At 70.6% G+C, this 25,875-nt stretch carries 24 protein-coding genes; 12 read left to right on the top strand and 12 right to left on the bottom strand.

What is annotated here, in order from left to right:
• Nucleotides 1–90: 90 nt before the first annotated feature.
• The 8 genes from HCU73_RS12840 to HCU73_RS12805 all read right to left on the bottom strand — a co-directional run bounded on the left by HCU73_RS12840 (nt 91) and on the right by HCU73_RS12805 (nt 9,200).
• A complete protein-coding gene (locus HCU73_RS12840) occupies nt 91–1,860 on the bottom strand; it encodes a sodium:solute symporter family protein (protein ID WP_168623859.1) in 1,770 nt (589 codons plus the stop codon).
• Nucleotides 1,861–1,875: 15 nt separating this feature from the next.
• A complete protein-coding gene (locus HCU73_RS12835; RefSeq protein WP_168623858.1) occupies nt 1,876–2,136 on the bottom strand; it encodes a DUF4212 domain-containing protein in 261 nt (86 codons plus the stop codon).
• Between the two features lie 95 nt (nt 2,137–2,231).
• Nucleotides 2,232–2,921: an adenylate kinase gene (locus HCU73_RS12830; protein ID WP_168623857.1), complete on the bottom strand. Its 690-nt coding sequence runs from the start codon at nt 2,919–2,921 to the stop codon at nt 2,232–2,234.
• 8 nt (nt 2,922–2,929) lie between these two features.
• Nucleotides 2,930–4,873 carry an acetate--CoA ligase gene (acs, locus tag HCU73_RS12825; protein ID WP_239025564.1) on the bottom strand — a complete coding sequence of 648 codons (1,944 nt, stop codon included), beginning with the start codon at nt 4,871–4,873 and terminating at the stop codon, nt 2,930–2,932.
• A 536-nt stretch (nt 4,874–5,409) separates the two neighbouring features.
• Entirely contained in the window at nt 5,410–6,405 is a 996-nt protein-coding gene (locus tag HCU73_RS12820) for a LysR family transcriptional regulator (protein WP_168623856.1), read from the bottom strand.
• A complete protein-coding gene (locus HCU73_RS12815; RefSeq protein ID WP_168623855.1) occupies nt 6,405–7,040 on the bottom strand; it encodes an Ldh family oxidoreductase in 636 nt (211 codons plus the stop codon). Before HCU73_RS12815 ends, HCU73_RS12820 begins: the two co-directional genes overlap by 1 nt.
• A gap of 45 nt (nt 7,041–7,085) precedes the next feature.
• Complete coding sequence (locus HCU73_RS12810; RefSeq protein ID WP_168623854.1) at nt 7,086–8,024, bottom strand: hydrogen peroxide-inducible genes activator; 939 nt, start codon at nt 8,022–8,024, stop codon at nt 7,086–7,088.
• A gap of 255 nt (nt 8,025–8,279) precedes the next feature.
• The gene (locus HCU73_RS12805; RefSeq protein ID WP_168623853.1) at nt 8,280–9,200 is read right to left on the bottom strand and encodes a hydrogen peroxide-inducible genes activator; all 921 of its coding nucleotides are present in this window, start codon (nt 9,198–9,200) and stop codon (nt 8,280–8,282) included.
• Nucleotides 9,201–9,301: 101 nt separating this feature from the next.
• On the opposite strand from HCU73_RS12805, the gene HCU73_RS12800 reads away from it, so the two are divergent.
• The 8 genes from HCU73_RS12800 (at nt 9,302) to mnhG (ending at nt 16,119) form a co-directional block, all read left to right on the top strand.
• Nucleotides 9,302–10,267: a universal stress protein gene (locus tag HCU73_RS12800; protein ID WP_168623852.1), complete on the top strand. Its 966-nt coding sequence runs from the start codon at nt 9,302–9,304 to the stop codon at nt 10,265–10,267.
• 83 nt (nt 10,268–10,350) lie between these two features.
• Entirely contained in the window at nt 10,351–12,657 is a 2,307-nt protein-coding gene (locus HCU73_RS12795; protein ID WP_168623851.1) for a putative monovalent cation/H+ antiporter subunit A, read from the top strand.
• Complete coding sequence (locus HCU73_RS12790; protein WP_168623850.1) at nt 12,654–13,085, top strand: Na+/H+ antiporter subunit B; 432 nt, start codon at nt 12,654–12,656, stop codon at nt 13,083–13,085. Before HCU73_RS12795 ends, HCU73_RS12790 begins: the two co-directional genes overlap by 4 nt.
• Before the next feature lie 2 nt (nt 13,086–13,087).
• Nucleotides 13,088–13,450: a Na+/H+ antiporter subunit C gene (locus HCU73_RS12785; protein ID WP_168623849.1), complete on the top strand. Its 363-nt coding sequence runs from the start codon at nt 13,088–13,090 to the stop codon at nt 13,448–13,450.
• Complete coding sequence (locus tag HCU73_RS12780; protein ID WP_168623848.1) at nt 13,447–14,991, top strand: Na+/H+ antiporter subunit D; 1,545 nt, start codon at nt 13,447–13,449, stop codon at nt 14,989–14,991. Before HCU73_RS12785 ends, HCU73_RS12780 begins: the two co-directional genes overlap by 4 nt.
• Nucleotides 14,988–15,467, top strand: a complete 480-nt coding sequence (locus HCU73_RS12775) for a Na+/H+ antiporter subunit E (protein ID WP_210730637.1) — start codon at nt 14,988–14,990, stop codon at nt 15,465–15,467. The genes HCU73_RS12780 and HCU73_RS12775 overlap by 4 nt, the downstream gene beginning before the upstream one ends.
• A gap of 3 nt (nt 15,468–15,470) precedes the next feature.
• The gene (locus tag HCU73_RS12770) at nt 15,471–15,797 is read left to right on the top strand and encodes an MrpF/PhaF family protein (RefSeq protein WP_210730636.1); all 327 of its coding nucleotides are present in this window, start codon (nt 15,471–15,473) and stop codon (nt 15,795–15,797) included.
• Nucleotides 15,790–16,119: a monovalent cation/H(+) antiporter subunit G gene (gene mnhG, locus HCU73_RS12765; RefSeq protein WP_168623847.1), complete on the top strand. Its 330-nt coding sequence runs from the start codon at nt 15,790–15,792 to the stop codon at nt 16,117–16,119. The genes HCU73_RS12770 and mnhG overlap by 8 nt, the downstream gene beginning before the upstream one ends.
• Nucleotides 16,120–16,239: 120 nt before the next feature.
• Here the strand turns inward: mnhG and HCU73_RS12760 are convergent, their stop codons facing one another.
• Genes HCU73_RS12760 through HCU73_RS12750 form a run of 3 tightly spaced genes read right to left on the bottom strand, consistent with a single transcriptional unit; the run spans nt 16,240 to nt 20,315 of the window.
• Nucleotides 16,240–17,037: a metallophosphoesterase gene (locus tag HCU73_RS12760; protein ID WP_168623846.1), complete on the bottom strand. Its 798-nt coding sequence runs from the start codon at nt 17,035–17,037 to the stop codon at nt 16,240–16,242.
• Nucleotides 17,038–17,097: 60 nt separating this feature from the next.
• Nucleotides 17,098–19,623 (bottom strand): ABC transporter permease, encoded by a 2,526-nt coding sequence (locus HCU73_RS12755; RefSeq protein WP_168623845.1) that lies wholly within the window; start codon nt 19,621–19,623, stop codon nt 17,098–17,100.
• On the bottom strand, nt 19,620–20,315 hold the full coding sequence (locus tag HCU73_RS12750) for an ABC transporter ATP-binding protein (protein WP_168623844.1): 696 nt from the start codon (nt 20,313–20,315) through the stop codon (nt 19,620–19,622). The genes HCU73_RS12755 and HCU73_RS12750 overlap by 4 nt, the downstream gene beginning before the upstream one ends.
• Between HCU73_RS12750 and HCU73_RS12745 the strand changes: the two genes are divergently transcribed.
• Entirely contained in the window at nt 20,314–21,006 is a 693-nt protein-coding gene (locus tag HCU73_RS12745; RefSeq protein ID WP_168623843.1) for an arylesterase, read from the top strand. The two genes, HCU73_RS12750 and HCU73_RS12745, sit on opposite strands and share 2 nt — an antisense overlap.
• On the opposite strand, the gene HCU73_RS12740 is transcribed toward HCU73_RS12745, so the two are convergent.
• Entirely contained in the window at nt 20,981–21,751 is a 771-nt protein-coding gene (locus tag HCU73_RS12740) for a DeoR/GlpR family DNA-binding transcription regulator (protein WP_168623842.1), read from the bottom strand. The two genes, HCU73_RS12745 and HCU73_RS12740, sit on opposite strands and share 26 nt — an antisense overlap.
• A 104-nt stretch (nt 21,752–21,855) precedes the next feature.
• Between HCU73_RS12740 and glpD the strand changes: the two genes are divergently transcribed.
• From glpD to HCU73_RS12725, 3 genes are read left to right on the top strand one after another with little or no spacing between them, the layout of a single operon-like run.
• Nucleotides 21,856–23,424 (top strand): glycerol-3-phosphate dehydrogenase, encoded by a 1,569-nt coding sequence (gene glpD / locus HCU73_RS12735; RefSeq protein WP_168623841.1) that lies wholly within the window; start codon nt 21,856–21,858, stop codon nt 23,422–23,424.
• A gap of 54 nt (nt 23,425–23,478) precedes the next feature.
• Entirely contained in the window at nt 23,479–24,966 is a 1,488-nt protein-coding gene (gene glpK / locus HCU73_RS12730; protein WP_168623840.1) for a glycerol kinase GlpK, read from the top strand.
• Nucleotides 24,963–25,814, top strand: a complete 852-nt coding sequence (locus tag HCU73_RS12725) for a carbon-nitrogen hydrolase family protein (protein ID WP_168623839.1) — start codon at nt 24,963–24,965, stop codon at nt 25,812–25,814. Before glpK ends, HCU73_RS12725 begins: the two co-directional genes overlap by 4 nt.
• Nucleotides 25,815–25,875 lie beyond the last annotated feature (61 nt).

Here is a 25,875-nt window from a genome sequence, read left to right as displayed (position 1 = left end):
CGGGAAAGGAAAAGGCGCACCCCGAAGGGTCGGGGTGCGCCGGGGGTTTGGCCAGAGCCCGCGGTGTCGCAGGCTCTGGTATGGGCTGGCTTACTTGCTCAGGGCAGCGCCGGCGCCGCGGGGGATACGGACGCTCTCGACGAGGTCCTGGATCTCCTTCGGCGGTGCGGCGGTGGCCTTCGACACGAAGTAGGCGACCGCGAAGTTCAGCACGGCCCCGATCGGCCCGAAGTGGGTCGGGGGGATGCCGAACAGGTAGTTGGCGGCCGTGTTCTCCAGCATGTTGGTGCCGGGGATGAAGAACCAGCCGAGGTAGGTGAAGAGGTAGACCGAGGTCACGACGAGACCCACGATCATGCCCCAGATCGCCCCGGCGGAGTTCATCCGCTTGGAGAAGATCCCCATCATCAGCGTCGGGAACAGCGTGGCCGCGGCAAGGCCGAAGGCCAGTGCCACCACCTGCGCCGCGAAGCCGGGCGGGTTCAGGCCGAGGTAGGTGGCCAGCACGATCGCGCCCGCCATCGACACACGGGCCCACATCAGTTCGGCCTTTTCCGAGATGTTCGGGTTGAACACCGACTTGATGAGGTCGTGGCTGATGGCCGAGGAGATGGCCAGCAGCAGGCCCGCCGCCGTCGACAGGGCCGCCGCGAGGCCGCCTGCCGCGATCAGCGCGATCACCCAGCCCGGAAGCTGCGCGATCTCGGGGTTGGCAAGCACGAGGATGTCACGGTTGAAGGTGACGAGCTCGTTGCCGGCCCAGCCGCGCTCGGCGGCCAGTTCGGCCATGCCCGGGCCGGTTTCGTTGTAGTACTGGATGCGGCCGTCGCCGTTCTTGTCCTCGACGCCGAGCAGGCCGGTGACCGACCAGGTCTGGAACCAGTTCGGCAGGTCCTCGGTCGCCACGGCTTCGCCCTCGACGCCCTCGGGCCACATGGTGGTCATGATGTTCAGGCGGGCCATTGCGCCCACGGCCGGGGCCGTCAGGTACAGCAGCGCGATGAACACGAGCGCCCAGCCGGCGGACCAGCGGGCGTCGGCCACCTTGGGCACGGTGAAGAAGCGGATGATCACGTGGGGCAGGCCCGCGGTGCCGATCATCAGCGACAGGGTGAAGAGCGCCATCAGCCACGGCGAGGAGCCGGTGGTGTACTCGGTGAAGCCGAGGTCCGTCAGCAGGCCGTTCAGCGTCACCAGCAGCGGCTCCCCCGTCCCGGTGTGGGTCGAGAACAGGCCGAGACCCGGGATCGGGTTGCCGGTCAGCTGCAGCGAGATGAAGACCGCCGGGATAGTGTAGGCGACGATCAGCACGATGTACTGGGCCACCTGCGTGTAGGTGATGCCCTTCATGCCGCCGAGAACGGCGTAGACGAACACCACCGCCGAGGCGATGAACAGGCCCGTGGTCGACGACACTTCGAGGAAGCGCGAGAAGGCCACGCCGGCGCCCGTCATCTGGCCGATCACGTAGGTGATCGAGATGACGAGAAGGCAGATCACGGCCACGACGCGCGCGGTCTGGCTGTAGTAGCGGTCGCCGACGAACTCCGGCACCGTGTACTTGCCGAACTTGCGCAGGTAGGGCGCAAGCAGCATCGCCATCAGAACGTAGCCGCCGGTCCAGCCCATCAGGTAGGTGGAGTTGTTGTAGCCGACGAAGGCGATGAGGCCGGCCATCGAGATGAACGAGGCCGCCGACATCCAGTCGGCCGCCGTCGCCATCCCGTTGACCACGGGGTTCACGCCGCGGCCGGCGGCGTAGAATTCAGAGGTGGAGCCCGCGCGGGCCCAGATCGCGATCCCGATGTAGAGGGCGAAAGACAAGCCCACCACGATCACGTTGAGGGTAAACTGATCCATGGTTCCGTCCGTCCCTTACTGCTCGTCCACGCCATGTTCCTTGTCGAGCTTGTTCATACGCCAGGCGTAGAAGAAGATCAGGACAAGGAAGACGAGGATGGATCCCTGCTGGGCAAACCAGAAGCCCAGGTCCGTTCCGCCCACCGCGATGCCGCTGATCAGCGGACGCAGCAGGATCGCGAGGCCGTACGAGACCACCGCCCAGATCACGAGGCAGATCGTGACGAGGCGGAGGTTCGCAGACCAGTACGCGTTGTTGTCAGGCTTTTGAGCCATTGCTTACTCCCTTCGAAGGTTTCTGCCCGTCGGTCCCTCCGTGGCCCGGCAGGCATTGGTCCGCCGGCGGGAGCCCCTCCCGCCGGCGAATGGGGTCAGGCGGCCGTGAGTTTCCCCACGATCGCGGCCATCTGCGTGCGCACCGCGTCGATCTCGGCCATCGCGTCGATCTCGGTCAGGGCGCCGCGCGCGGCGTAATAGTCGATGAGCGGCGCGGTGTCGGCGTGGTACGCCTTCAGCCGGGTGCGCACGGTCTCGGCGTTGTCGTCGGCGCGGCGCTTCATCTGGGTGCCGCCGCACTTGTCGCAGGTGCCCGCCGTGGCGGGTTGCTTGAACAGGTCGTGGTAGCCCTCGCCGCAGGCGGCGCAGGTGTAGCGGCCCGACACCCGCTCGACCATCGCCTCGTCCTGCACGGCGAGGCTGATGACGGCGTCGATCTGCTGCCCGCGGGCGGACAGCAGGTCGTCGAGCGCGGCGGCCTGCCCCGCGGTGCGGGGAAAGCCGTCGAGGATGATGCCGCGGGCCACGTCGGGCTGCGACAGCCGGTCCTGCAGGACGGCCAGCACGATGGCGTCCGAGACCAGCTCGCCCCGCTCCATCACCGCCTTGGCGGCCAGCCCGGCCTCGGTCCCCGCCGCGACGGCGCCGCGCAGCAGGTCGCCGGTCGACAGCTGCACGAGGCCGAACGCCTCCTCCAGCATCCGGGCCTGGGTGCCCTTGCCGGCCCCGGGGGGGCCGAGCAGGATCAGGTTCACGGGCCGGGTGGTCACGGCGGCGTCGGTCATGGCGGCGCTCACGTCTTCGCCCGGTTGGCGATCAGGTCGTCGACCACCGAGGGGTCGGCCAGCGTCGAGGTGTCGCCGAGGCTGCCGAAGTCGTTCTCGGCGATCTTGCGCAGGATGCGGCGCATGATCTTGCCCGAGCGGGTCTTGGGCAGGCCGGGGGCCCACTGGATGACGTCGGGCTTGGCGATCGGGCCGATCTCCTCGCGGACCCAGTCGCTGAGCTTCTTCTTCAGCTCTTCGCTCGGGGTCTCGTCGGCCATCAGGGTGACGTAGCAGTAGATGCCCTGGCCCTTGATCGGGTGCGGGTAGCCCACCACGGCGGCCTCCGACACGGCCTCGTGCGCCACCAGCGCGCTCTCGACCTCGGCGGTGCCCATGCGGTGGCCCGACACGTTGATCACGTCATCGACGCGGCCGGTGATCCAGTAGTCGCCATCGGCGTCGCGGCGGCAGCCGTCGCCAGTGAAGTAGTAGCCCTTGTAGTCGCTGAAGTAGGTCTTCACGAAGCGCTCGTGGTCGCCCCAGACGGTGCGCATCTGGCCCGGCCAGCTGTCGGCGATGACCAGCACCCCCTCGACGCCGTTGCCCTCGATCACCGTCCCGGCGGCCGGGTCCAGCACCAGCGGCTTGACGCCGAAGAACGGGTGCTGCGCGGCGCCCGGCTTGAGCGCATGGGCGCCCGGCAGCGGGGTCATCATGTGGCCGCCGGTCTCGGTCTGCCACCAGGTGTCGACGATCGGGCATTTGCCCTTGCCGACATGCTCGTTGTACCAGTTCCAGGCCTCGGGGTTGATCGGCTCGCCGACCGAGCCCAGCAGCTTGAGGCTGCTCAGGTCGTACTTGGTGACATAGTCCGGCCCCTTGCCCATCAGCGCGCGGATCGCGGTGGGGGCGGTGTAGAACTGGTTGACCTTGTGCTTCTCGCAGACGGCCCAGAAGCGGCCGGCGTCGGGGTAGGTCGGCACGCCCTCGAACATCAGCGTGGTCGCGCCGTTCGCCAGCGGCCCGTAGACGATGTAGCTGTGGCCCGTGACCCAGCCCACGTCGGCGGTGCACCAGAAGATGTCCCCGTCCTTGTAGTCGAAGGTGATCTCGTGGGTCATCGAGGCATAGACGAGGTAGCCGCCGGTGGTGTGCACCACGCCCTTGGGCTGGCCGGTGGAACCCGAGGTGTAGAGGATGAACAGCGGATCCTCGGCGTTCATCTCCTCGGGCGGGCAGTCGGACGAGACGCGGGCGGCGACATCGTCGTACCAGACGTCGCGGCCGCCGATCCAGGCGACCTGGGCGCCGGTGCGCTTGACCACCAGGCACTTGGTGTCGTGCACGACGTGCAGCAGCGCCTTGTTCACGTTGTCCTTGAGCTCGGTGATCCGGCCGCCGCGGGGGGCGCCGTCCGAGGTGATCACGACCTTGGCGCCGCAGCCGTTGATCCGGGCCGACAGCGCGTCGGGCGAGAAGCCGGCGAAGACGATCGAGTGGATCGCGCCGATCCGCGCGCAGGCCAGCATCGCATAGGCCGCCTCGGGGATCATCGGCAGGTATATGACGACCCGGTCGCCCTTCCTGACGCCGAGGTCCTTGAGGACGTTGGCGAAGCGGCCGACATGCTCGGCCAGCTCGTTGTAGGTGATGTGCTGCGCCGGGTCGGTCGGCTCGTCGGGCTCGAAGATGATGGCGGTCTGGTCGCCGCGGGTGGCGAGGTGGCGGTCGATGCAGTTCGCCGCCACGTTCAGGGTGCCGTCCTCGTACCAGCGGATATGGACGTCGTCATGGGCGAAGGAGGTGTCCTTCACCTTGGTGTAGGGCTTGATCCAGTCGATGCGCTTTCCGTGTTCGCCCCAGAACGCCTCGGGGTCGCTGATCGAGGCGGCGTACATCTTCTCGTAGGCGGCAGCGTCCACATGGGCGCCGGCGAGAAGGGCGGGGCCGGATTGGGTATCTTTGGCCAAGGTCTCTCTCCCTCTTAGGTTGCGCAACACAAGCGCAGGACAGGCACACGAAGAGCGGTCCCGAAACGTGACCGGTTCGCGGATCTTGCCGGGTCAACCGGGGCCGTCGGGCCCGGATGCCGGGTGCCCCGTCGCGGGGCGATGTGAAGATGGTCAGCCTCCCCTAACCTGCGGTCCGTGCCGTGGGGCGCGCCTTGGATCGGTCCTGTTGTCCCTTCTCCGATCCGGGCGCGCGGCCCTCGCGGTCCGCGTCTCCCGCGGGTCGCACCTGGTGTGACGCCACGGAATGTGCCCAGAACATGACAGGTCGGAGGCCAATTCAGAACATCTGTCTCTGGCCGTTGATCTTTTGTGTAAAGCGTTTTCTCATTGCGGCGCAGAAACTGTAAATTGATTTACAAAACACCGGATTCCCCGGGCTTTTCAAGGGGCCGGCAGCACCCGTTCGCGGGGAGTGACAGGCTGGCGCGCCCGGCCCGGGGCCGATCGCCCCCCGCAAGAGGCCGCCATCCCCCTTGAAACCCCGGGTTGTGCGCCTAGGGCCCGGCGGAATCGGGGGCGACGGTGTCGCGCCGCACCCGGAAGCTGTCGCCGAGCCAGGGCATCCGCGCGCGGCCGGGGGCGGCGAAGTGATCCTCGATCAGATCGCGCGCGCGGTCCGCGATGCGGGCGGGAATCGGGCCGGTCCAGTCGTCGGTGGCATAGAGCACGATCCGCCGCGAGATCGGCGCGCCCGGCAGGGGGTGGGCGTCGATGCCGCCGGCGAAACGGCCGGCGCGGATCAGGCTCAGCGGGGTGGTGATGGTCCAGCCGGTGCCCCCGGCGACCAGCGCGCTGATCGACTGGTTGCTGTCCATCTCGAACCGATTCGGCAGGGCCAGCCCCGCGCCGGCGAGGTAGCGCTCGATCTGCTGGCCCATCACCTGGTCGGGGTCGCGGCGCAGGAAGGTGAGCCGCGCCAGCGCCGCCAGCCCGCCCGACACGTCGGTGCCGGTGGGCACGGCCAGGATGTAGGGGTCGTCGATCAGCGGGTGCGTCAGGGTGCCGGCCGGGTCGGGGCTGCCGGCGGCGCAGATCGCGATGTCCAGCTCGCGGCGGCCGATCTGGGCGTGCAGCGCATGGCTCGCCCCGGTGACGAGACGAAAGGCGCATTGCGTCATCGCCTCGGCGAGGTCGGTGGCCAGGTGCGGCGTCACCTCGTTCTCGAAATCCTCGATCACGCCCATGGACAGCGCCGACAGCTCGGCGAGGTCGAGCATCGACAGGCCGCGCTGGCCGGCCCGCAGTGCCTGCAGCGCCGCCTTGGCCCGGCCGAGGAACAGCCGCCCCGCCGGGGTCAGCACCATCGGCCGGCGGGAGTGGTCGACCAGCTCGGCCCCCAACGCCTGACTGAGGTTGCGCAGCTGCTGCGACACCGCGGGCGCGCTCATGCCCAGCCGGTCGGCGGTGGCCGCGACCGAGCCGGTGGCGGCGAGCGTCTCGAACACCTCGAGGCCCTTCAGCGTCACCCCCCTGAGCAGCGTGTCGGGCATCAGGCGGTCACGATCCGGGCGATCAGGTCGGCGGGCAGGGCGATCCGCGCCACGGGCGGCGGGGCCTTGGCGACGGCGGCGGCGCCCTCCCAGGGCGGCAGCGCCAGCAGCGTCGCGCCATGGGCGACCGGCGGGCCGAGGGGGTCGTCGTCCGGCGCGCCGGTCTCGGCCGGCGCCTGCCGCACCGCGCAGGCCAGCGCCCCCGGGGCCGCGAGGTCGAGGCGCCGCGCGGCGAGGCCGTGGGCCGCCAGCGCCGCCAGCGCGCTGCCCAGCACGCCGGGATCGCTGGCGCGCTCCAGCCGCAGCATCGCCACGCCCGCGTCGCGCGCCATGCCGGCGAACTCGTCCAGCGCCGTGGCCAGCGCGGCGGCGGCAAAGCCGTGGCGGGCGTCAACCTCCAGCAGCCCGGGGCGGGGCCGGGTGATCGCGGGCGCCGCGGCGGCGTCGATCCGGCCATAGCGCAGCAGGCGGATGTCGCGCAGCAGCGCCTCCATCCCGTGCCGGCGCGCGCCCGCGGCCTCGGCGGCGGCGGTCTCGGCGGCGACGGCCTCGGCCACCCGGTCGGGCACGCCGGCGCGGGTCAGGCAATCGCGGGCCAGCGCATGCAGGTCGGGGAGGCTGAGAAGCTCGGTCATGGCCGCAGTCTTGCCCCCGCCCGGCCCATGGTCAATGCCGCAGCCTCACCCTTCGAGCACCAGCTGCGGAAACCGGCGCGCGGTGTCGCGGATCGCGGTCGCCAGCCGCTCGTAGGCCGGCCCCGCGCCCGAGGCCGAGCGCCACACCAGCCCTATCGACCGCGCGAAGCGCCGGCCGCGGAAGGGCCGGATCTCGACGTCGCGCGCACGGCCCTGGATCTCGCTTTCGACGTAGAGCGCCGGCAGGAAGGTGACGCCCATGTTCATCGCCACCATCTGCCGCAGCGCGTCGAGCGAGGTGCCCTCGTAATCGCGCGACATGTGGGCGCCGATCTCGACGCAGAGCGCCGAGATCATCTCGTAGAGCGCGTAGGCCGGCGACAGCGACAGGATCGTGGCGCCCACGAGGTGCTCGTTGTCGAGCGTCTCGTGCGCGGTCAGGGCGTGGCCCCGCGGCAGGGCCACGGCCAGCGGCTCGCGGAACAGCCGCGCGGTGGACAGGGTCGCGCCCGAGACCGGCAGCTGGGTCAGGATCAGGTCGTGCACGCCATCGTGCAGCTCGCGCAGCAGGTCGCGCGGCGCGGCCTCGCGGATGTAGAGCCGCAGGTCGGGGTGGGTGTCGCGCAGGTCGCCGACGACATGGGGCATCAGGTAGGGGCCGAGCGTGGCCGAGGTGCCGAGCCGGATGGTGCCGCCAAGCCCCGATTTCAGCGTCACCGACAGGTCGAGGATCCCTTGCGTCGCGTCGAGGATCTCGCGCGCGCGGCGGGCGACCTCGCGCCCCGCCAGCGTCAGGCGCACCGGCCCGCGGCCGCGTTCCACCAGCACGAGGCCCAGTGCCTCCTCCAGCGTCTTGATCTGCACCGACAGGGACGGCTGCGAGATACCGCAGCTCTCGGCCGCCTCGCGGAAATGCTGCGTTTCCTCGAGCGCCAGGAGGTAGCGCATCTGCCGCAGCGTGATCGGGGGGACGGAAATGGACATGGACGGAATATTAGGTTTTTCCAATCGAAACTCAATACTCTTCCATCTTTTTCCTATGCCGAGCCCGCTCTATCTACGGCTCATCCAAGCAATTGGGCGCACCGGACCGTGGGCACGCGCGGGTCGGTGCAGGAGGCTCGTCCGAGCTGGTGGTTGTCCCTTCCAGCGCTCACGGACCTGACGGGCTTCCCTTCCGGGTGCGTCGCATCGGTCCCTGCCGTCAACCGGCGCGGCGCACCCGGGTCTTGGATCCCCTCAGTCGATCACCGTCACCTCGGGCGCCGTCTGGCGCAGGATGCGGCGCAGGATCTGCGCCAGCTCCGCGTATTCGCCGGCCCGTGCGGCGTGGCGGCGCCAGACCATGCCGACGGTGCGGAACGGTTGCGGGCCGGCCAGCGGGCGGGCGGTGACCAGCCGGTTCGGCTGCACCTCGGACCGGACGTAGAGCGCCGGCAGGAGCGACAGGCCAAGGCCCATGCCGACCATCTGCCGGATCGTGTCGAGCGAGGTGGCGCCGTAGTCGAGACTGATCTCGGCGCCCGTCGCCTCGCAGATCTGGCGCACCTGCTCGTGCAGCTTGTGGCCGGGTTCGAGCGACAGGATCGTCTCGCCCTTGAGCCGCTCGCGCGGGACGGCGGACAGCTGCGCCAGCGGGTGGTCGTTGGGCGTGACCGCCAGCAGCGGCTCGCGGAACAGCCGGGCTGTGTCGAGGTCCGGGCCGCGCGCGGGCAGCGGCAGGAACAGCAGGTCGAGCGCCCCGTCGTCCAGCCGCGTCGTCAGGTCGGCGGCGGTGCCTTCGCGCACATAGAGCCTGAGGTCGGGGTGCGACGCGTGCAGGTCGGGGATCACCAGCGGCAGGAAATACGACCCGAGCGAGGCCACCACGCCGACGCGGATGGTGCCGCCCAGCGGCTGCCGGCCGCGGTGGGCAAGCTCGGTGATCTCGTCGACCTCGCGCAGGATGCGCCGGGCGCGGGCGGCGATCTCGTGCCCCTCGGGCGTCATCACCACGCGGGCGCGGGACCGTTCCACCAGCTGCAGGCCCAGCTTGGTCTCCAGCGCCGACAGCTGCGCCGACAGGGTGGGCTGGGTGACATGCGCCCGCTCGGCCGCGCGGCGGAAATGCAGCGTTTCGTCGAGGAGCGCGAGGTAGCGGAGCTGCTGCAGGGTGGGCATGGCGGCATCTTATAGAGCACTTCTATCAAAAGCCAGTTTCCTTTCGATTGGACCTATCTGTTTGCGCCGCCTATCTCGCCCTGGACCACGGGGAGAGGACGATGCAGCGATTCAAATCCATCCTGGCGGTGCTGACCGAGGACAGCCTGGCCGAGGTCGCCTTCGACCGGGCCATCCATCTGGCGCGGGTCAACGGCGCGGCGCTGACGCTGGTCGACGTGATCGACCAGTCGCCCGGCGAGATCGGCCGGCTGATGGCGGCCCTGACCGGCCAGCGCGGCGCCGAGATCGAGGAGGACGTGCTCGACTACCACCGCACCCGGCTGGCGGGCTTCGTCGAGCGCGCGCGCGCCGAGGGCATCGAGGCCAGCGAGGCGATCCTGCAGGGCAGCCCCTTTGTCGAGGTGATCCGCATGGTCCTGCGCGAAGGCCATGACATCGTGATCAAGGGCGCCACCGCGGCGCCGCACGGGCGCGGGGTGCTCAAGGGCTTCGACATGCACCTGCTGCGCAAGTGTCCCTGCCCGGTGTGGATGCTGACGGGGCCGGGCGACGGCCATTTCGACCGCATCCTCGCCGCGATCGACCCCGAGCCCACCGGCGACCCGGCGCGCGACCGGCTGGACCGGCTTGTGCTGGATCTCGCCACCTCGCTCGCGGTGCGGGACGCGGCCGAGCTGACGGTGCTGCACGCCTGGTACCTGCAGGAGGAACAGGCGCTGCGCCACGGCCGCTACACCAAGGCCTACAAGGGCGAGGTCGACGCGCTGATCGCCCGCGAGCAGGAGGCCGCGCAGGCCCGCGTCGCGGCGCTGATGTCCGACTACCCGCAGGTGCCGGCCGAGCGGATCGTGCTGGCCAAGGGGCACCCCGGCGACGTGATCGCGGACTACGCCGAGGCCGACAGGGCGGACGCCATCGTGATGGGCACGGTCGGCCGCACGGGGCTGAGCGGGTTCATCATGGGCAACACCGCCGAGACCATCCTGAGCCGCGTCCGCTGCTCGGTGATCGCGGTGAAGCCCGAGGGGTTCGTGTCTCCGGTGACGCTGGACGGGGCCGGTTGACGCTCCAGATTGACGGGTCAATACGACCGTAAACGGTGACAGGCGCGCCCGGGGCGGGTGGCGCAGGCGAGGGGTGAGCAAGGGTGGCGAAAACGGGCGCAGAGGTGCCGCGGGTCTACGGCGGCCCGGCGGGGTGGATCTCGGTGGCGATTCCCGCCGCGATCTTTGCCTTCATGCTGCAGTTCGTGGCCCCGGTCGCGGCAGGGCAGCCGGTGCTGCTGGGCCTCGACTGGGTGCCGTCGATGGACATCCGCCTGTCGGTGCTGATCGACGGGCTGTCCCTGACCTTCGCGCTGCTGATCTCGGGGATCGGCATGCTGGTCACGCTCTATTCCACGAAATACCTCGGCACCCACCCCGAATACCCGCGCTTCGTCCTGTTCCTCATGCTGTTCATGGTGGGGATGCTGGGGCTGGTGCTGGCCGACAACCTGATCGCCCTGTTCGTGTTCTGGGAGATCACGACGATCTCGTCCTACCTGCTGATCGGTTTCTCGTCGGACGAGGCGAAATCGCGCCGCTCGGCGCTGCAGGCGCTGCTCGTCACCGGCACCGGGGGGCTTGCGCTGCTGGCCGGCATGATCCTGCTCGGCAACGTCGCGGGCAGCTTCGAGCTGTCGGTCATCCTGCAGCAGGGTGACGCGATCCGGGCCCACCCGCTGTATGTGCCCATCGTGATCCTGTTCCTCGCCGGCGCCTTCACCAAGTCGGCGCAGTTCCCGTTCCACTTCTGGCTGCCCAACGCCATGGCCGCGCCCACGCCGGTGTCGGCCTACCTGCATTCGGCCACCATGGTGAAGGGCGGCGTCTACCTGATGGCGCGGATGAACCCCGCGCTGGGCGAGACCGACCTGTGGTTCTGGGCGCTGGTGATCGCGGGCGGGTTCACCACCGTCTTCGCCTCGATCCTCGCCGTGCGGCAGACCGACATCAAGCAGGTGCTGGCCTATACCACGCTGATGGCGCTGGGCGCGCTGACGCTGTTCATCGGCGCGGGCACGGCCGACGCGATCAAGGGGATGATGACCTTCCTCGTGGTCCATTCGCTCTACAAGGCGGCGCTGTTCCTGATGATCGGCATCGTCGACCACGAGACCGGCACCCGCGACGTCGACACCCTCCGCGGGCTCGGGCGCAAGATGCCGCTGACCTTCCTCGGCGGCGCCATCGCGGCGCTGTCGATGGCCGGCATCCCGCCGCTGGTGGGCTTCATCGGCAAGGAGTTCCTCTACAAGGCCGGCCTCGGCCTCGACACCGCGTCGCTGTGGGTGACGGGCTGCATCTTCGCCGCCTCGGCGCTGATGTTCGTGGCCGCCGGCATCTCGGTGCTGCGCCCCTTCACCGGCAAGCTCGCCCCCACCCCGCAGGCCCCGCACGAGGGCCCCTGGGCGATGTGGATCGGGCCGCTGCTGCTGGGCGCCTTCTCGCTGGGCTTCGGCCTGTTCCCGGACACCATCGAGGCGTGGCTGGTCGCGCCCGGCACCTGGGCCGTCTACGGCGACTACGGCTACAGCGTCGACCTCTACCTGTTCCGCGAGGTGAACGCCGCCTTCCTGCTGTCGCTGGCCACCTTCGCCACCGGCGCGGTGCTCTACGCGGTGCACCGGCCGATGCGCGACCGCCTCGGCCGGCTGTTCGAGGCCAACCCGATCAAGTTCGACCCCGGCTGGGACCGGGTGCTGGACGGGCTCAAGGCGCTGGCCGCGTGGCAGACGAACATCCTGCAGTCGGGCGTGCTGCAACGCTACATCTTCACCATCTTCCTCACCCTCGCCGTCGGCATCGGCGCGACGCTCTGGGCGCGGGACGTGCTGAACTTCTCCGTCGACTGGACGGGGGATCTGGACGGCCTCCTGTTCAAGCACTGGGCGGTGCTGATCTTCATCACCTCCGGCGCGATCCTGACCGCGCTGACCTCCAGCCGGATGACCGCCATCGCGGCGCTGGGCGTGGTGGGCATCGGCGTGGCGCTGATCTTCATCATGTTCTCGGCCCCCGACGTGGCCATCACCCAGCTGCTGGTGGAAACGCTGGTCGTCGTGCTGGTGGCCGTGGCCATGCTCAAGCTGCCGCATCTCGGCCTCGCCAAGGACCGCGGCCGCCGCCCGGTGCACGCGGCGCTGGCGGGCACGGTGGGCGTGCTGGTCACGCTGGTCATGGTGGCGGTGCTGCAAGGTGACATCGACCGCCGCATCACCGACTACTTCGAGGTCGCCAGCTGGCCCGAGGCCTACGGGCGCAACATCGTCAACGTGATCCTCGTCGACTTCCGCGCCATCGACACCTTCGGCGAGATCGCCGTGGTGGTGATCGCGGCGCTGGCCGCCTACGCCCTCCTGCGCGGAACCCGCTACGGCGCCCCCGCCGACAAGGAGGAGGACCGGACATGATCAACTCCATCATCCTCGTCGCGGCGACCCGGCTGCTGACCGCGCTCCTGCTGCTGTTCTCGATCTTCATGCTGCTGCGCGGGCACAACCTGCCTGGCGGCGGCTTCATCGGCGGGCTGATCGGGGCCACGGGCTACGTGCTCTACGCCATCGCCCAGGGTGCCGAGGCGACCCGCCGCGCGCTGCGCTACGAGCCGCAGAACATCGCCATGGTCGGGCTCGGCATCGCGCTGGCCGCGGGCGTCTTCGCCGCGTTCTTCGGCGACGCCTTCTTCACCGGCCAGTGGTGGTTCGCGGGCGCCGACCCGTCCGACCCCGACGACAAGGGCCTGCCGATCAGTTCCGTGCTGGTGTTCGACATCGGCGTCTACCTGGTGGTGTTCGGGTCGATCCTGACCCTGGTCCTCGCGCTGGAAGAGGAGGTCTGAGGGTGGAGCTTCTCATCGCCATCATGGTCGGCGTCCTCGTCGCGGCCTCGGTCTACCTGATGCTGGCGCGCAACGTGCTGCGCTTCCTGTTCGGGCTGATCCTGATCTCGAACGCGGCCAACCTGATCATCTTCGCCTCGGGCCGGCTGACGCCCGAGTCGCCGCCGCTGATCCCCGCGGGCGCCGACGCGCCGGTCGAACTGGTGGCCAACGCGCTGCCGCAGGCGCTGGTGCTGACCGCCATCGTGATCGGGTTCGGCCTGTTCGCCTTCGCCCTGACGCTGGTCTACCGGACCTACCAGAACCTCGGCACGCTGAACTCCGACGAGATGCGGCTGGCAGAACCGGAGGAGACCGGCAAATGAGCTGGGTTCTCGCAAGCCCCATCATCATCCCCTTCGCCACCGCGGTGCTGGCCTTCCTGTTCCGCGCCGGGCCCGAGGGGCGCTGGATCTCGGTGCTGGGGTCCGCCGCGCTGCTGGCGGCCTCGGCCATCCTGATGGTCGAGGTGCTGGACCAGGGCGTGATCGCCGCGCAGATGGGCGAATGGGCCGCGCCCTTCGGCATCACGCTGGTGGCCGACCTGCTGTCGGCGGTGATGGTCGTCATCACCGGCATCACCGGGCTGGCCGTGTCGGTCTACGCGCTGGCCGACATCGAGGACCGCAAGGAAAAGCTCGGCTACCACGCCCTGTTCCAGGTGCTGCTGGCGGGCGTCTGCGGCGCCTTCCTGACCGGCGACATCTTCAACCTCTACGTCTGGTTCGAGGTGATGCTGATCGCGTCCTTCGGGCTGCTGATCCTCGGCGGGCAGAAGATCCAGCTCGACGGCGGGATCAAGTACGTGACGCTGAACCTGGTCTCGACGATCCTGTTCCTGTCGGGCGTCGGCCTGCTCTACGGCATGACCGGCACGCTCAACATGGCCGACCTGCACGGCGCGGTGCGCGAGGTCGAGAACCAGGGCCTGCTGACCGTCATCGCGGTCATGTTCATGATCGCCTTCGGGGTGAAGGCGGCGGTGTTCCCGCTGTTCTTCTGGCTGCCGGCCTCCTACCACACGCCCGCGATCTCGGTGTCCGCGATCTTCGCGGGGCTGCTGACCAAGGTCGGCGTCTACGCCCTGATCCGCACCTTCACGCTGATCTTCACCACCGACGTGCCCTATACCCACACGATCCTGCTGTGGGTCGCGGGCTTCACCATGGTGACGGGGGTTCTGGGCGCGGCGGCGATGAACGACATGCGGCGCATCCTGTCGTTCCACATCGTCAGCCAGATCGGCTACATGATCCTCGGGCTTGCGCTCTATACCCCGCTCGCCATCGTGGGGGCCGTGTTCTACCTCGTGCACCACATCATCGTGAAGGCGAACCTGTTCCTCGTCGCGGGCGTGGCGCAGCGGATCGCGGGGTCGACCGACCTCGACCGGATCGGCGGTCTCTACCGCTACGCGCCGTTCCTGGGGCTCCTGTTCCTGATCCCGGCCTTCTCGCTGGCGGGCTTTCCGCCCCTGTCGGGGTTCTGGGCGAAATACGTGCTGGTCAAGGCATCGCTCGATGCCGAGAGCTATATCATCGCGGCCGCGGCGCTGGTGGTGGGCCTCCTGACCATCTACTCGATGACGAAGATCTGGGGCTACGCCTTCTGGAAGCCGCACCCGGCAGGCGTCGAGCCGCGGCTGTCGCGGCTGAGCCCGCGGGACCGCGCCGCCCTCCTGACCCCGATCGCGTCGCTGGCGGTGCTGACCTGCATCATCGGCTTCTTCCCCGAACCCTTCGTGCAGTTCGCCGAGCGCTCGGCGGCGCAGCTGCTTGACCCGACCGACTACATCGTGGCGGTGCTGGGCGAGGCGGCCGTGCCCGCCGCGCCGACGGGGCTGGCCCAGCTGGAGGCGACGGAATGATCAACATCTTCGCCCTCAACATCGCGCTGGCCTTCGCCTGGGCCGCCCTGACCGGCAACATCACGCTGCCCGGCCTGGCCGTCGGCTTCGCGCTGGGGTCGGCCTGCCTCTATCTCACGCGGTCGCTGTTCCCGGGCTGCGAGAGCTACTTCCGCCGCACCGGCAAGTGGCTCAAGCTGATCGTGCTGTTCCTCTACGAACTGGTGGTGTCGTCGCTGCAGGTGGTCTGGGACGTGCTGACGCCCGAGCACAAGGCGCGGCCCGGCATCATCTCGGTGCCGCTGACGGTCAAGCGCGAGATGGACGTGCTCCTGGTCACCAACCTGATCACGCTCACCCCCGGCACGCTCAGCCTCGACGTGACGGACGACTGCAACACGCTCTACATCCATGCCATGTTCGCCGACGACCCGGATGCAATCCGGCAGTCGATCAAGGACGGCATGGAGCGCTGGGTGATCGAGGCGACGGAGTAGGCGATGGATATCCTGGACCTGGCGATCGACATCTCCTTCGTGCTGGTGATGCTGGGCGTCGCCTTCGCCTTCGTGCGGCTGATCCTGGGGCCGAGCCTGCCCGACCGGATCGTGGCGCTGGACATGATGACGGTGCTGATCGTCAGCTTCTGCGGCCTCTACGCCATCCGCTCGGAGGATACGGCCTTCATCGACGTGGCGATCGTGCTGGCGCTGGTGGGCTTTCTGGCCACCGTGGCGCTGGCCCGCTTCGTCGAGCGCCGCAACAGCCAGGTGACCGACAGGACCAAGCGCGAGACCCCGGTGGCGGAGGGCGAGACCGATGGCTGAGTGGATCATGGCGGCGTTGGTGCTGCTGGGCGGCTTCTTCTGCTTCGTCGCGGGGCTGGGCATACTGCGGCTTCCCGACGTGCTGATCCGGATGCACGCCTCGACCAAGGCGGGGACGCTGGGCTCGGGGCTGATCCTCGCCGCGGGCGCGGTCTATTTCGGCGACACCGCCACGATCACCCGGGCGGTCGCGGCGATCCTGTTCCTGCTGGTGACCGCGCCGGTGGCCGCCCACATGATCGGCCGCGCCGCGTTCCGGCAGGGCGTGCCCCTGTGGAACACCACGATCGAGGAGGGGGCGGAGGAAAAGCTCCACCGCTGAGCGCAAGGCTCTTGCAAGAGCCTTGCCGGCGCCTTGCAAGGCGCCGCCCGCGATTTTGCAAAATCGCGGGCAGTCCCTTGCAAGGGACTGCGCACGTCCTTGCAAGGACGTGCCGCCGCGTCAGGTCTGCAGGAAGGCGTGGCCGCCGTCGGGCCGGATCGCCACCGCGGTCAGCCGCCCGGTCGACCAGGCCCCGGTGTCCACCCCGATGCGCCCCTCGGCAAAGACCGGCGCCTCCAGCACCACGTGGCCATGGGCGACCCAGGCGTCATCGCCGCGCGGCGCGCTGCCGAACTCGGGATGTCCCCAGAGCAGCACCCGCGCGGTCTGCTCCGCCATCGGCCGCGCCGGGTCGGCGCCGGCATGGACCGCCCAGAGGTTGCCCGAGCGCCAGCTCAGCGGCCGCGATTCCAGCCAGTCGCGGGTGTCGGGGCCAAGCGCCGCGTCCAGCCCCGCGGCCATCTCGCGCCAGGCCCTCGCCGGGGCGGCGGCCTCCAGCGCCCCGGTCGGGATGCCGTAGCTCGCCAGCGTCGCGCCACCCCCCTCCCGCAGCCAGCGCGGCCCGCGGGCGACGGGGTCGTTCAGCACGTCGAGCATCATGCGCTCGTGGTTGCCCATCAGGCAGGTCACGTTGTCCGGGAAATCCCGCGTCAGCTCCTGCAGGCGCGCGACGACGCCCGCGCTGTCGGGGCCGTGGTCCACCAGGTCGCCCACGAAGACCAGCTGCGGATCGGCACTGCCGGTGCCGCCGATATGCCCGTCGATCAGCTCCAGCATCAGCTCCAGGAGGTCCGCGCGCCCGTGCAGGTCGCCGACCACATAGGTGGTCGAGGCCGGCCGCGGCAGGTCCGGCGCGGCGGGGGCGGCCGGGGTCTCGGGGCCTCGGCGGCCGAGGAGGGAACGGAGCGGGCGCAGCATGAGGGGGAGGTGCGTCTTCGGGGGGCGCTTGGCAAGGGCCGGCCGGCGGACGGGTGCGGCTCAGTCGCGCGCGCGCAACACGAGGGCGGGCCGCGCCGCCAGCGGGCGGAGCGCGAAGGCGAGGCCGGCCAGCAGCGTGGCCAGCGCGCCGCCGAGGATGATGGCGACGGCCGAGACCGGCTCGAAGGTATAGCTGGTGTCCATCACGAAGGTCATCACCGCCCAGCCCCCCAGCGCGCCCGCGAGGATCGCCACCGCCCCGGCCGCCGCGCCCAGGATCGCCGACCGCAGCGCGAAGCTGAGCAGGATCCGCCCGCGCGCCGCGCCCAGCGTCTTCATCACCGCCGCCTCGAACACGCGCCCCCGTTCCCCCGCGGCCGCCGCGCCGATCAGCACGATGAACCCCGTCACCAGCGTCGCCGCCGCCCCGTAGGAGGTCGCCGCGGCCAGGCTGCGCAGCGCATCGGCCACCTGGTCCAGCGCGTCGCGCACCCGGATCGCGGTGATGTTCGGCGCGGCGCCCGCCACGTCGCGCAGGATCGCGGCCTCGGCCTCTTCCTCGGCATAGACGGTGGCGATGTAGGTGTGCGGCGCCCCCGCCAGCGCGTTCTGCGACATGGTCACGACGAAGCCGATCCCGGCATTCTCGAAGCTCACCTCCCGCAGTGCCGCGATCTCGGCCTCGATGTCGCGGCCAAGGACGTTCACCGTGATCCGGTCGCCCAGCGTCAGGCCGATCTCGCCCGCCTCCTCGGCGGCGAAGGCGATCAGCGGCGGGCCGGCGTAGTCGTCGGGCCACCAGCTGCCCGCCACGATCTCCTCGGCGGGCGGCGCGGTGGTGGTGTAGGTCAGCCCGCGGTCGCCGCGGATGACCCAGTGGTCCCCCGCCACGTCCTCGGCACGCTGGCCGTTGATGCGGGTGATGACGCCCCGCAGCATCGGCGCGGTGTCGACGCGGCTGACGGCGGGGTCGGTCGTCACCCGATCAAGGAAGGGCTGCAGCTGGTCGGGCTGGATGTCGACGAAGAAATAGGTCGGCGCCACGGTCGGCAGGTCGCGCTGGATCGCGGCGCGCAGGTTGCTGTCGATCTGGCCCACCGCGGCCAGCACGGCGAGGCCGAGGCCGAGGGACAGGACGACGCTGGTCGCCTCGGACCCCGGCCCGCCGACGGCCCCCAGCGCGGTGCGGAGCGCGGTGCGCCCGCGCAGCGCCCTGGACCGGGCGAGGCGCCGGGTCAGCGCGCGGATGCCGCGGGCGGCGAGTGCCAGGAGGAGGAGGGATCCGAGGATGCCGCCGGCCGTGCCGAGCGCGAGGCGCTCGATCCCCGAGAGCCAGGTGGCAAGGCCCACGAGCGTGACGGCCAACGCGACGGTCAGCGCAAGCCAGACCGGCCGCGGCCAGGCGCGGGTCGGCCCCGAGGCGTCGCGGAACAGCGCCGCGGCGCGAACCTGTTCGGTGCGGGCCAGTGGCCAGAGGGTGAAGATCAGCGCCGTCAGCGCGCCGTAGAGCGCGGCCTCGGCCAGCGGCCCGGGGTAGACCGAGATCGCCAGCGGCACCGGCAGCTGCGCCGACAGGAGCGGCGCGATGGCGAAGGGGATCGCCGCGCCGAGCGTAAGGCCGAGGGCGAGGCCCACCAGCGTCAGCAGGCCCACCTGCGCGAAATAGGCGGCAAAGATCGTGCGCCCCTCGGCGCCCAGCGTCTTGAGGATGGCGATGGTCTCGACCTTGCCGTCGAGATAGGCGCGCACCGCCGCCGACACGCCGACGCCGCCCACGGCCAGCCCGGCGAGGCCGACCAGCACCAGGAAGGCGCCGATGCGGTCGACGAACTCCTGCACCCCCGGCGCGCCATTGCGGCTGTCGCGCCAGCGCAGCCCGGTGTCCTCGAAGCGCGCGCGGGCCTCCGCCTCCAGCGCGCCAAGGTCCGAACCGGGCGGCAGGGCAAGGCGATACTGGCTGTCGAACAGCGTGCCGGGCGACAGGAGGCCCGAGCCTTCCAGCCCCTCCAGCGTCACGATGGTCCGCGGCCCGAGGCCGAAGCCGCCCGAGGCGCCGTCGGGTTCCTCCGTCAGGACGGCGCGGAGCTGGAATTCCTGCGTGCCGAGGCGGAACACGTCGCCCACCTCCAGCGCCAGCCGGTCGACCAGCAGCCGGTCCATCACCGCGCCGGGGCGGTCGGTGGTGGCCAGCGCGTCCTCCAGCGGGATCGCGGGGTCGAGGCCGACCGTGCCATACAGAGGATAAGCCCCGTCCACCCCGCGCACCTGCGTCAGCCCGCGTTCCGGCCCGCCGGCGCGGTCGACCACGACCATGGATCGGAAATCGACCGTCTCGGACACCTGCGCCGCGACGCCCGCCATGAAGGCGCGCTCGTCCTCGGTGGCGAAGCGGTAGGTGAACGACATCTCGGCATCGCCGCCGAGGATCGTGGCGCCCTCGCGCGTCAGCCCCGACTGGATCGCCTCGCGCACGGAACCCACGGCGGCGATGGCCGCCACCCCCAGCGCGAGGCAGGCAAGGAAGATGCGGAAGCCCCTGAGGCCCCCGCGCAGCTCCCGCCGTGCGATGCGCAGCGCGAGGTTCATTCCGCGGCGTCCCTCAGCGCGTCGGCCTCAAGCCGCCCGTCGCGCAGCCGGATTTCCCGGTCGCAGCGCGCGGCCAGTTCCGGCGCGTGCGTGACCAGCACCAGCGTCGCGCCGTGCCGGTCGCGCAGGCCGAAGAGCATCTCCATGATCGCCTGCCCGTTGGCCCCGTCGAGGTTGCCGGTGGGCTCATCCGCCAGCAGGATCCGCGGGCGCGGTGCCGCCGCGCGGGCCAGCGCCACGCGCTGCTGCTCGCCGCCCGACATCTGGCTGGGGTAGTGATGCGCGCGGGCGGCAAGGCCCACCGCCGCCAGCTCCGCCTCGGCCCGGTCGAAGGCGTCGCGGTGGCCGGCCAGTTCCAGCGGCGTGGCGACGTTTTCCAGCGCCGTCATCGTCGGGATCAGGTGGAAGGACTGGAACACCACCCCCATATTGTCCCTGCGAAAGCGCGCGAGCTGGTCCTCGTTCATCGCGGTCAGGTCCTGCCCCAGCGCCCGGACTTCGCCCCCGGTGGCCCGTTCCAGCCCGCCCATCAGCATGAGGAGAGACGACTTGCCCGACCCCGACGGCCCCGTCAGCCCCACGGTCTCGCCCGCATGGACCTGCAGCGTGATGCCGTGGAGGATGTCCACGCGCCCGGCGTTGCCGTCGAGCGACAGGCGGGCGTCGGTAAGGGTCAGGACGGGATCGGACATGGCTGAACGCTTCGGTTTACTTCGGTCTTTCGCATATGGGGCCTGGGCCCGGGCGGGCAAGGCGCTGGCGGTCGCGCTGATCGCCGCGGCGCCGGCCTCGGCCGATGTCACCATCGCGGCGCTGGGGGACAGCCTGACTCAGGGCTACGGCCTGATGCCCGAGGACGGGCTGGTGCCGCAGTTGCAGGCGTGGCTTGAGGCGCGCGGCCACGCGGTGACGGTGCTGAACGCGGGCGTGTCCGGCGACACCACGGCGGGGGGGCTGGCGCGGGTGGGCTGGACGCTGACGCCCGAGGTGGACGCGATGATCGTGGCGCTGGGGGGCAACGACCTGCTGCGCGCGATCCCGCCCGAGGCGAGCCGCGCGAACCTCGAGGGCATCCTGCAGGCGGCGCAGGCGGCGGGGGTCGCGGTGCTCTTGGTGGGGATGCAGGCGCCGGGGAACTACGGGCCGGAGTTCAAGGAAGCCTTCGACGCGATGTATCCCGAGCTGGCCGCGCAATACGGCGCGATCCATGTCGAAAGCCTGCTGGCCCCCATCGCGCAGGCGGCCGCGGCCGACCCGGCCGCCGCCTTCACCGCCTACATGCAGCCCGACGGCCTGCACCCCAACCCCGCGGGCGTGGCGCTGATCGTCGAGGCGCTGGGGCCGGCGGTGGAGAGCCTTATCGCGGCGGTCCCGCAATCGTGATCGCGGTGCGCGCCTCGGCGCAGAGCTTGCGCAAGGCGGGCGGCGGTGCGGCATCGGTCACCCAGCGGTCGAGGTCGCGGAGCGAGGCGATCCGCACCGGCGCGGCGCGGGCGAGTTTCCCCTGATCGGCCACCAGCATCGCCGCGCGCGCCTGGGACAGGATCGCGCGCGAAACCCGCACCTCGTCGGGGTCGAAGTCGAGCAGGTCGCCATCGGCATCCAGCGCCGAGGCGCCGATCACCGCCATGTCGACCTTGAACTGGCGGATCGTCTCCACCGCCATGTCGCCGGTCAGCCCTCCATCGGCCCGGCGCAGGCGGCCGCCGGTCAGGATCACCTCGGCAGTCGGGTGCGGCCCGAGGATCTGGGCGACGTTCAGGTTGTTCGTCACCACCATCAGGTTTGGCGTGTCGATGAGCGCCCGCGCCACCGCCTCGGTCGTGGTGCCGATGTTCAGGAACAGCGACGCGCCGGGCGGGATCAGGGCGGCGGCGGCCCGCCCGATGGCATCCTTGGCCTCGGCAGACAGGCGGCGGCGTTCCTCGTAGGCGATGTTGGTCACGCCCGAGGGCAGCATCGCGCCGCCGTGGGTGCGGGCGAGCAGCCCCGCCTCGCACAGCTCGGTCAGGTCGCGGCGGATGGTCTGGACGGTGACGCCGAATTCGGCGGCAAGGTCGTCGACGTTCACCCGCCCGGCAAGGCGGGCAAGGTCGAGGATGTCGGACTGGCGGGGCGTCATGGTCATGGCCTCTGCATAGCGAAAAAAAACGAACATGAAAATTGACAAAACGAACATGGGGTGAGACAGAGGACCCGCGCAACGAAACCCCGGAGAGGGAAGGATTCGCCATGGGCGCGCGCTACGACCTGTTCGTGATCGGCGGCGGCATCAACGGCTGCGGCATCGCCCGCGACGCGGCGGGGCGGGGCCTGTCGGTGTGCCTGGCCGAGATGGGCGATCTTGCCGGCGCGACCTCGTCGGCGTCGACCAAGCTGTTCCATGGCGGGCTGCGCTACCTGGAGTTCTTCGAGTTCAAGCTGGTGCGCCACGCGCTGCAGGAACGCGAGACGCTGCTGCGCGCCATGCCGCACATCAGCTGGCCGATGCGCTTCGTCCTGCCGCTGTCGCGGGACATGCGCTTCGACGCCAAGACGCCCACCTCGCGGCTGCTGACCACCGTCATGCCGTGGACGCGCGGCCGGCGGCCCGACTGGCTGATCCGGCTGGGGCTGTTCCTGTATGACAACCTCGGCGGCCGCGAGATCCTGCCGGGCACGAAAACGCTGCGCCTGCCCGGAACGCCCGAGGGCGCGCCGCTCAAGGACAAGTTCGTCAAGGCCTATGAATACTCGGATTGCTGGGTCGAGGACGCCCGCCTCGTGGTGCTCAACGCCCGCGATGCCGAGGCCCGAGGCGCGCGCATCCTGACGCGGACGAAGGTCACGGGCGCGGTGCGCGACGGCGACCACTGGCGCGTGACGCTGGACCGGGACGGCACCACCGAAACGGTCGAGGCGCGCGCGCTGGTGAACGCGGGCGGGCCCTGGGTGGCCGACATCGTGCAGGGCGTGATCCGGCAGAACAGCCGGGAAAAGGTGCGGCTGGTGCGCGGCTCGCACATCGTGGTGCCGCGGGTGGCCGAGCACGACAAATGCTATTTCTTCCAGGGCTCGGACGGGCGGATCATCTTCGCCATCCCCTACGAGACCGACTTCACCCTGATCGGCACCACCGACCAGGAACACCACGATGACCCCCGCGCGGCCACCTGCACGCCGGCGGAGCGGGACTACCTGATCGCGTTTGCCAACCAGTATTTCCGCAAGGCCCTGACGCCCGACGACGTGGTCTGGACCTATTCCGGCGTCCGGCCGCTCTACGACGACGGCGCGAAATCGGCCACCGCGGCGACGCGCGATTACGTTCTGTCGCTGGACGCGGCGGGCGCGCCGCTGCTCAACGTGTTCGGCGGCAAGATCACCACCTACCGCAAGCTGGCCGAGGATGCCTGGGACAAGCTCGCCGCAACGTTCCCGCAGGCGGGCGGGCACTGGACGGCGGGCGTGCCTCTGCCCGGCGGGGATTTCCCGGTCGATGGCGTCTGCCGCCTGGCGAACGACCTGCGCGCGCACCACCCGTTCCTGACCGACCGCTGGGCGCTCAGGCTGGTGCGGGCCTATGGCACCGAGGCGCGGCTGGTGCTGAACGGCGCGGTCGAGGCGGCCGACCTAGGCCGCGACTTCGGCGCGACGCTGACCGAGGCGGAGCTGCGCTGGCTGATGACGCGGGAATACGCGCGGACGGCCGAGGACGTGGTCTGGCGGCGGTCCAAGCTGGGGCTGCGCCTGAGCCCCGACCAGATCGCCGCGATCGACGACTGGATGGCGCGGGAGGCGCCGGCGCTGGCGGCGGAGTGACTTGCGGGGCGCGCGCGGGCGGCTAGGCTGGCGCGACAAGAAAGGGAGGGGCCGATGACCCAGGTTCTGGCCATCGATCAGGGCACCACGTCCAGCCGCGCGATCCTGTTCGGCGCGGACATGGCGCCGGGGGCAAGCGCGCAGCAGGAATTCACCCAGCATTACCCGGCCTCGGGCTGGGTCGAACATGACGCCGACGAGATCTGGGACAGTGTCGTCGCCACCTGCCGCGCGGCGCTGGAGAAGGGCGGCGTCGCGGCGTCGGACGTGGCCGCCATCGGCATCACCAACCAGCGCGAGACGGTCGTGCTGTGGGACCGCGAGACCGGCAAGCCCGTGCACCGCGCCATCGTCTGGCAGGACCGGCGGACGGCCGAGATGTGCGCCCGTCTGAAGGCCGCGGGACACGAGGCGATGGTGCAGGAGAAGACGGGGCTGCTGCTCGACCCGTATTTCTCGGGGACGAAGCTGGCGTGGTTGCTGGAGAACGTCGACGGCGCCCGCGCGATGGCCGAGGCCGGGCGGCTCGCCTTCGGCACGGTGGACAGCTGGCTGATCTGGAAGATGACCGGGGGTGCCGCGCATGTGACCGACGCGACCAATGCCGCGCGGACACTCTTGTATAATATCCGCGAGGGGCGCTGGGACGCGGAGATCTGCGACCTCCTGAACATCCCCATGGGCGTCCTGCCCGCGGTGAAGGACTGCGCCGCCGACTTCGGTGTCACCGACCCCGCGATCCTCGGCGCGGCCATCCCGATCCTCGGGGTGGCCGGCGACCAGCAGGCGGCGACCGTGGGACAGGCGTGTTTCCAGCCCGGGATGCTGAAATCGACCTACGGGACGGGCTGCTTCGCGCTCCTCAACACGGGCGACACGCTGGTGCGGTCGCAGAACCGGATGCTCGGCACCATCGCCTACCAGTTCGACGGCAAGCCGACCTATGCGCTGGAAGGCTCCATCTTCATCGCGGGGGCCGTGGTGCAATGGCTGCGCGACGGGCTGAAGATCATCGGCAGCGCCGCCGAGACCGGCCCGATGGCCGAAGCCGCGGACCCGGGCCAGCGGCTCTACCTCGTGCCGGCCTTCACAGGCCTTGGCGCGCCCTACTGGGACCCCGATTGCCGCGGCGCGATCCATGGTCTCGTCCGCAACTCCGGCCCCGCGGAATTCGCCCGCGCGGCGCTGGAAAGCGTGGGCTACCAGACCCGCGACCTGTGGGAGGCGATGACCGCCGACTGGCCGGGCGCGGGGGACGGCACGGTGCGCGTGGATGGCGGCATGAGCGCGTCGGACTGGACCATGCAGTTCCTTGCCGACATCCTCGGCGCGCCGGTGGACCGGCCCAAGGTGCTGGAGACGACGGCGCTGGGCGCGGCCTGGATCGCGGGGATGCGGGCGGGGGTCTACCCCGATGCAGACGGCTTCGCGGCGACCTGGGCGGTGGACCAGACCTTCACCCCGCGGATGGACGATGCGGAACGAAGCAGCCGCTACGCCGGCTGGCAGGACGCCGTCGCCCGCACCCTGAGCCGCCGATGACCCGGCCCACCCTTCGCGCCGCGCTGGCGCAGATGTGCTCGGCCGACACCCACGCGGCCAACATCGCCACCGTCGCCTCGCTCGCCGAACAGGCCGCGGGGCAGGGGGCGGAGATGCTGTTTTTGCCCGAGGTGGCGGGGCTGATGAACCGCGACCCCGAGACCGCGCGACAGCAGGTGGTCAGCGCCGAGGCCGACCCCTTCATCGCCGCCTGCCGCGAGATCGCGGCGCGGCATGGGCTGTGGGTGCACACGGGATCCACCCCGGTGCTGGGGCCGGACGGGCGGTTCCTGAACCACTCCACCCTGATCGACGCGACGGGCGGGATCGTAGCCGAGTATGACAAGATCCACCTCTTCGACGTGACGCTGGAGGGGCAGGCGCCCATCGGGGAATCGAAACGTTTCGCCCCCGGCACCCGCGCCGTGGTGGCCGACACCCCCTGGGGGCCCATCGGCCTGAGCATCTGCTATGACATGCGCTTTGCCTACCTCTACCGCGCCTATGCGCAGGCGGGCGCGGTGCTGATGGTGATGCCGTCGGCCTTCACCGTGCCCACAGGCCGCGCCCACTGGGAGGTGCTGCTGCGCGCCCGTGCCATCGAGACGGGGGCCTTCGTGCTGGCCGCGGCGCAGGCGGGGCATCATGCCGACGGGCGGGTGACCTATGGCCACGCGCTGGCGGTGGGGCCCTGGGGCGAGGTGCTGGCCGACCTTGGCGAGGACGCGCCGCAGCTGCGGGTGCTCGACCTCGACCTCGGCGCCGTCGGGCGCGCGCGGGCGCAGGTTCCGGCCTGGGGCATTCCGGCGCCCGAGGGTCTGACGGTGGAGCGGTCGGGCCGGCCCTGAGCCGCAAAGGATTGCCAAGCCCGCCCGATCCGGGACAGTCTGCCCGGAACGGGACGAGGCG

It is taken from the genome of Roseicyclus persicicus (assembly GCF_012395815.1).
Lineage (GTDB): Bacteria > Pseudomonadota > Alphaproteobacteria > Rhodobacterales > Rhodobacteraceae > Roseicyclus > Roseicyclus persicicus.
The sequence above is the reverse complement of the archived record's forward strand: the minus strand, read 5'-3'. Positions and strand labels throughout refer to the sequence as shown.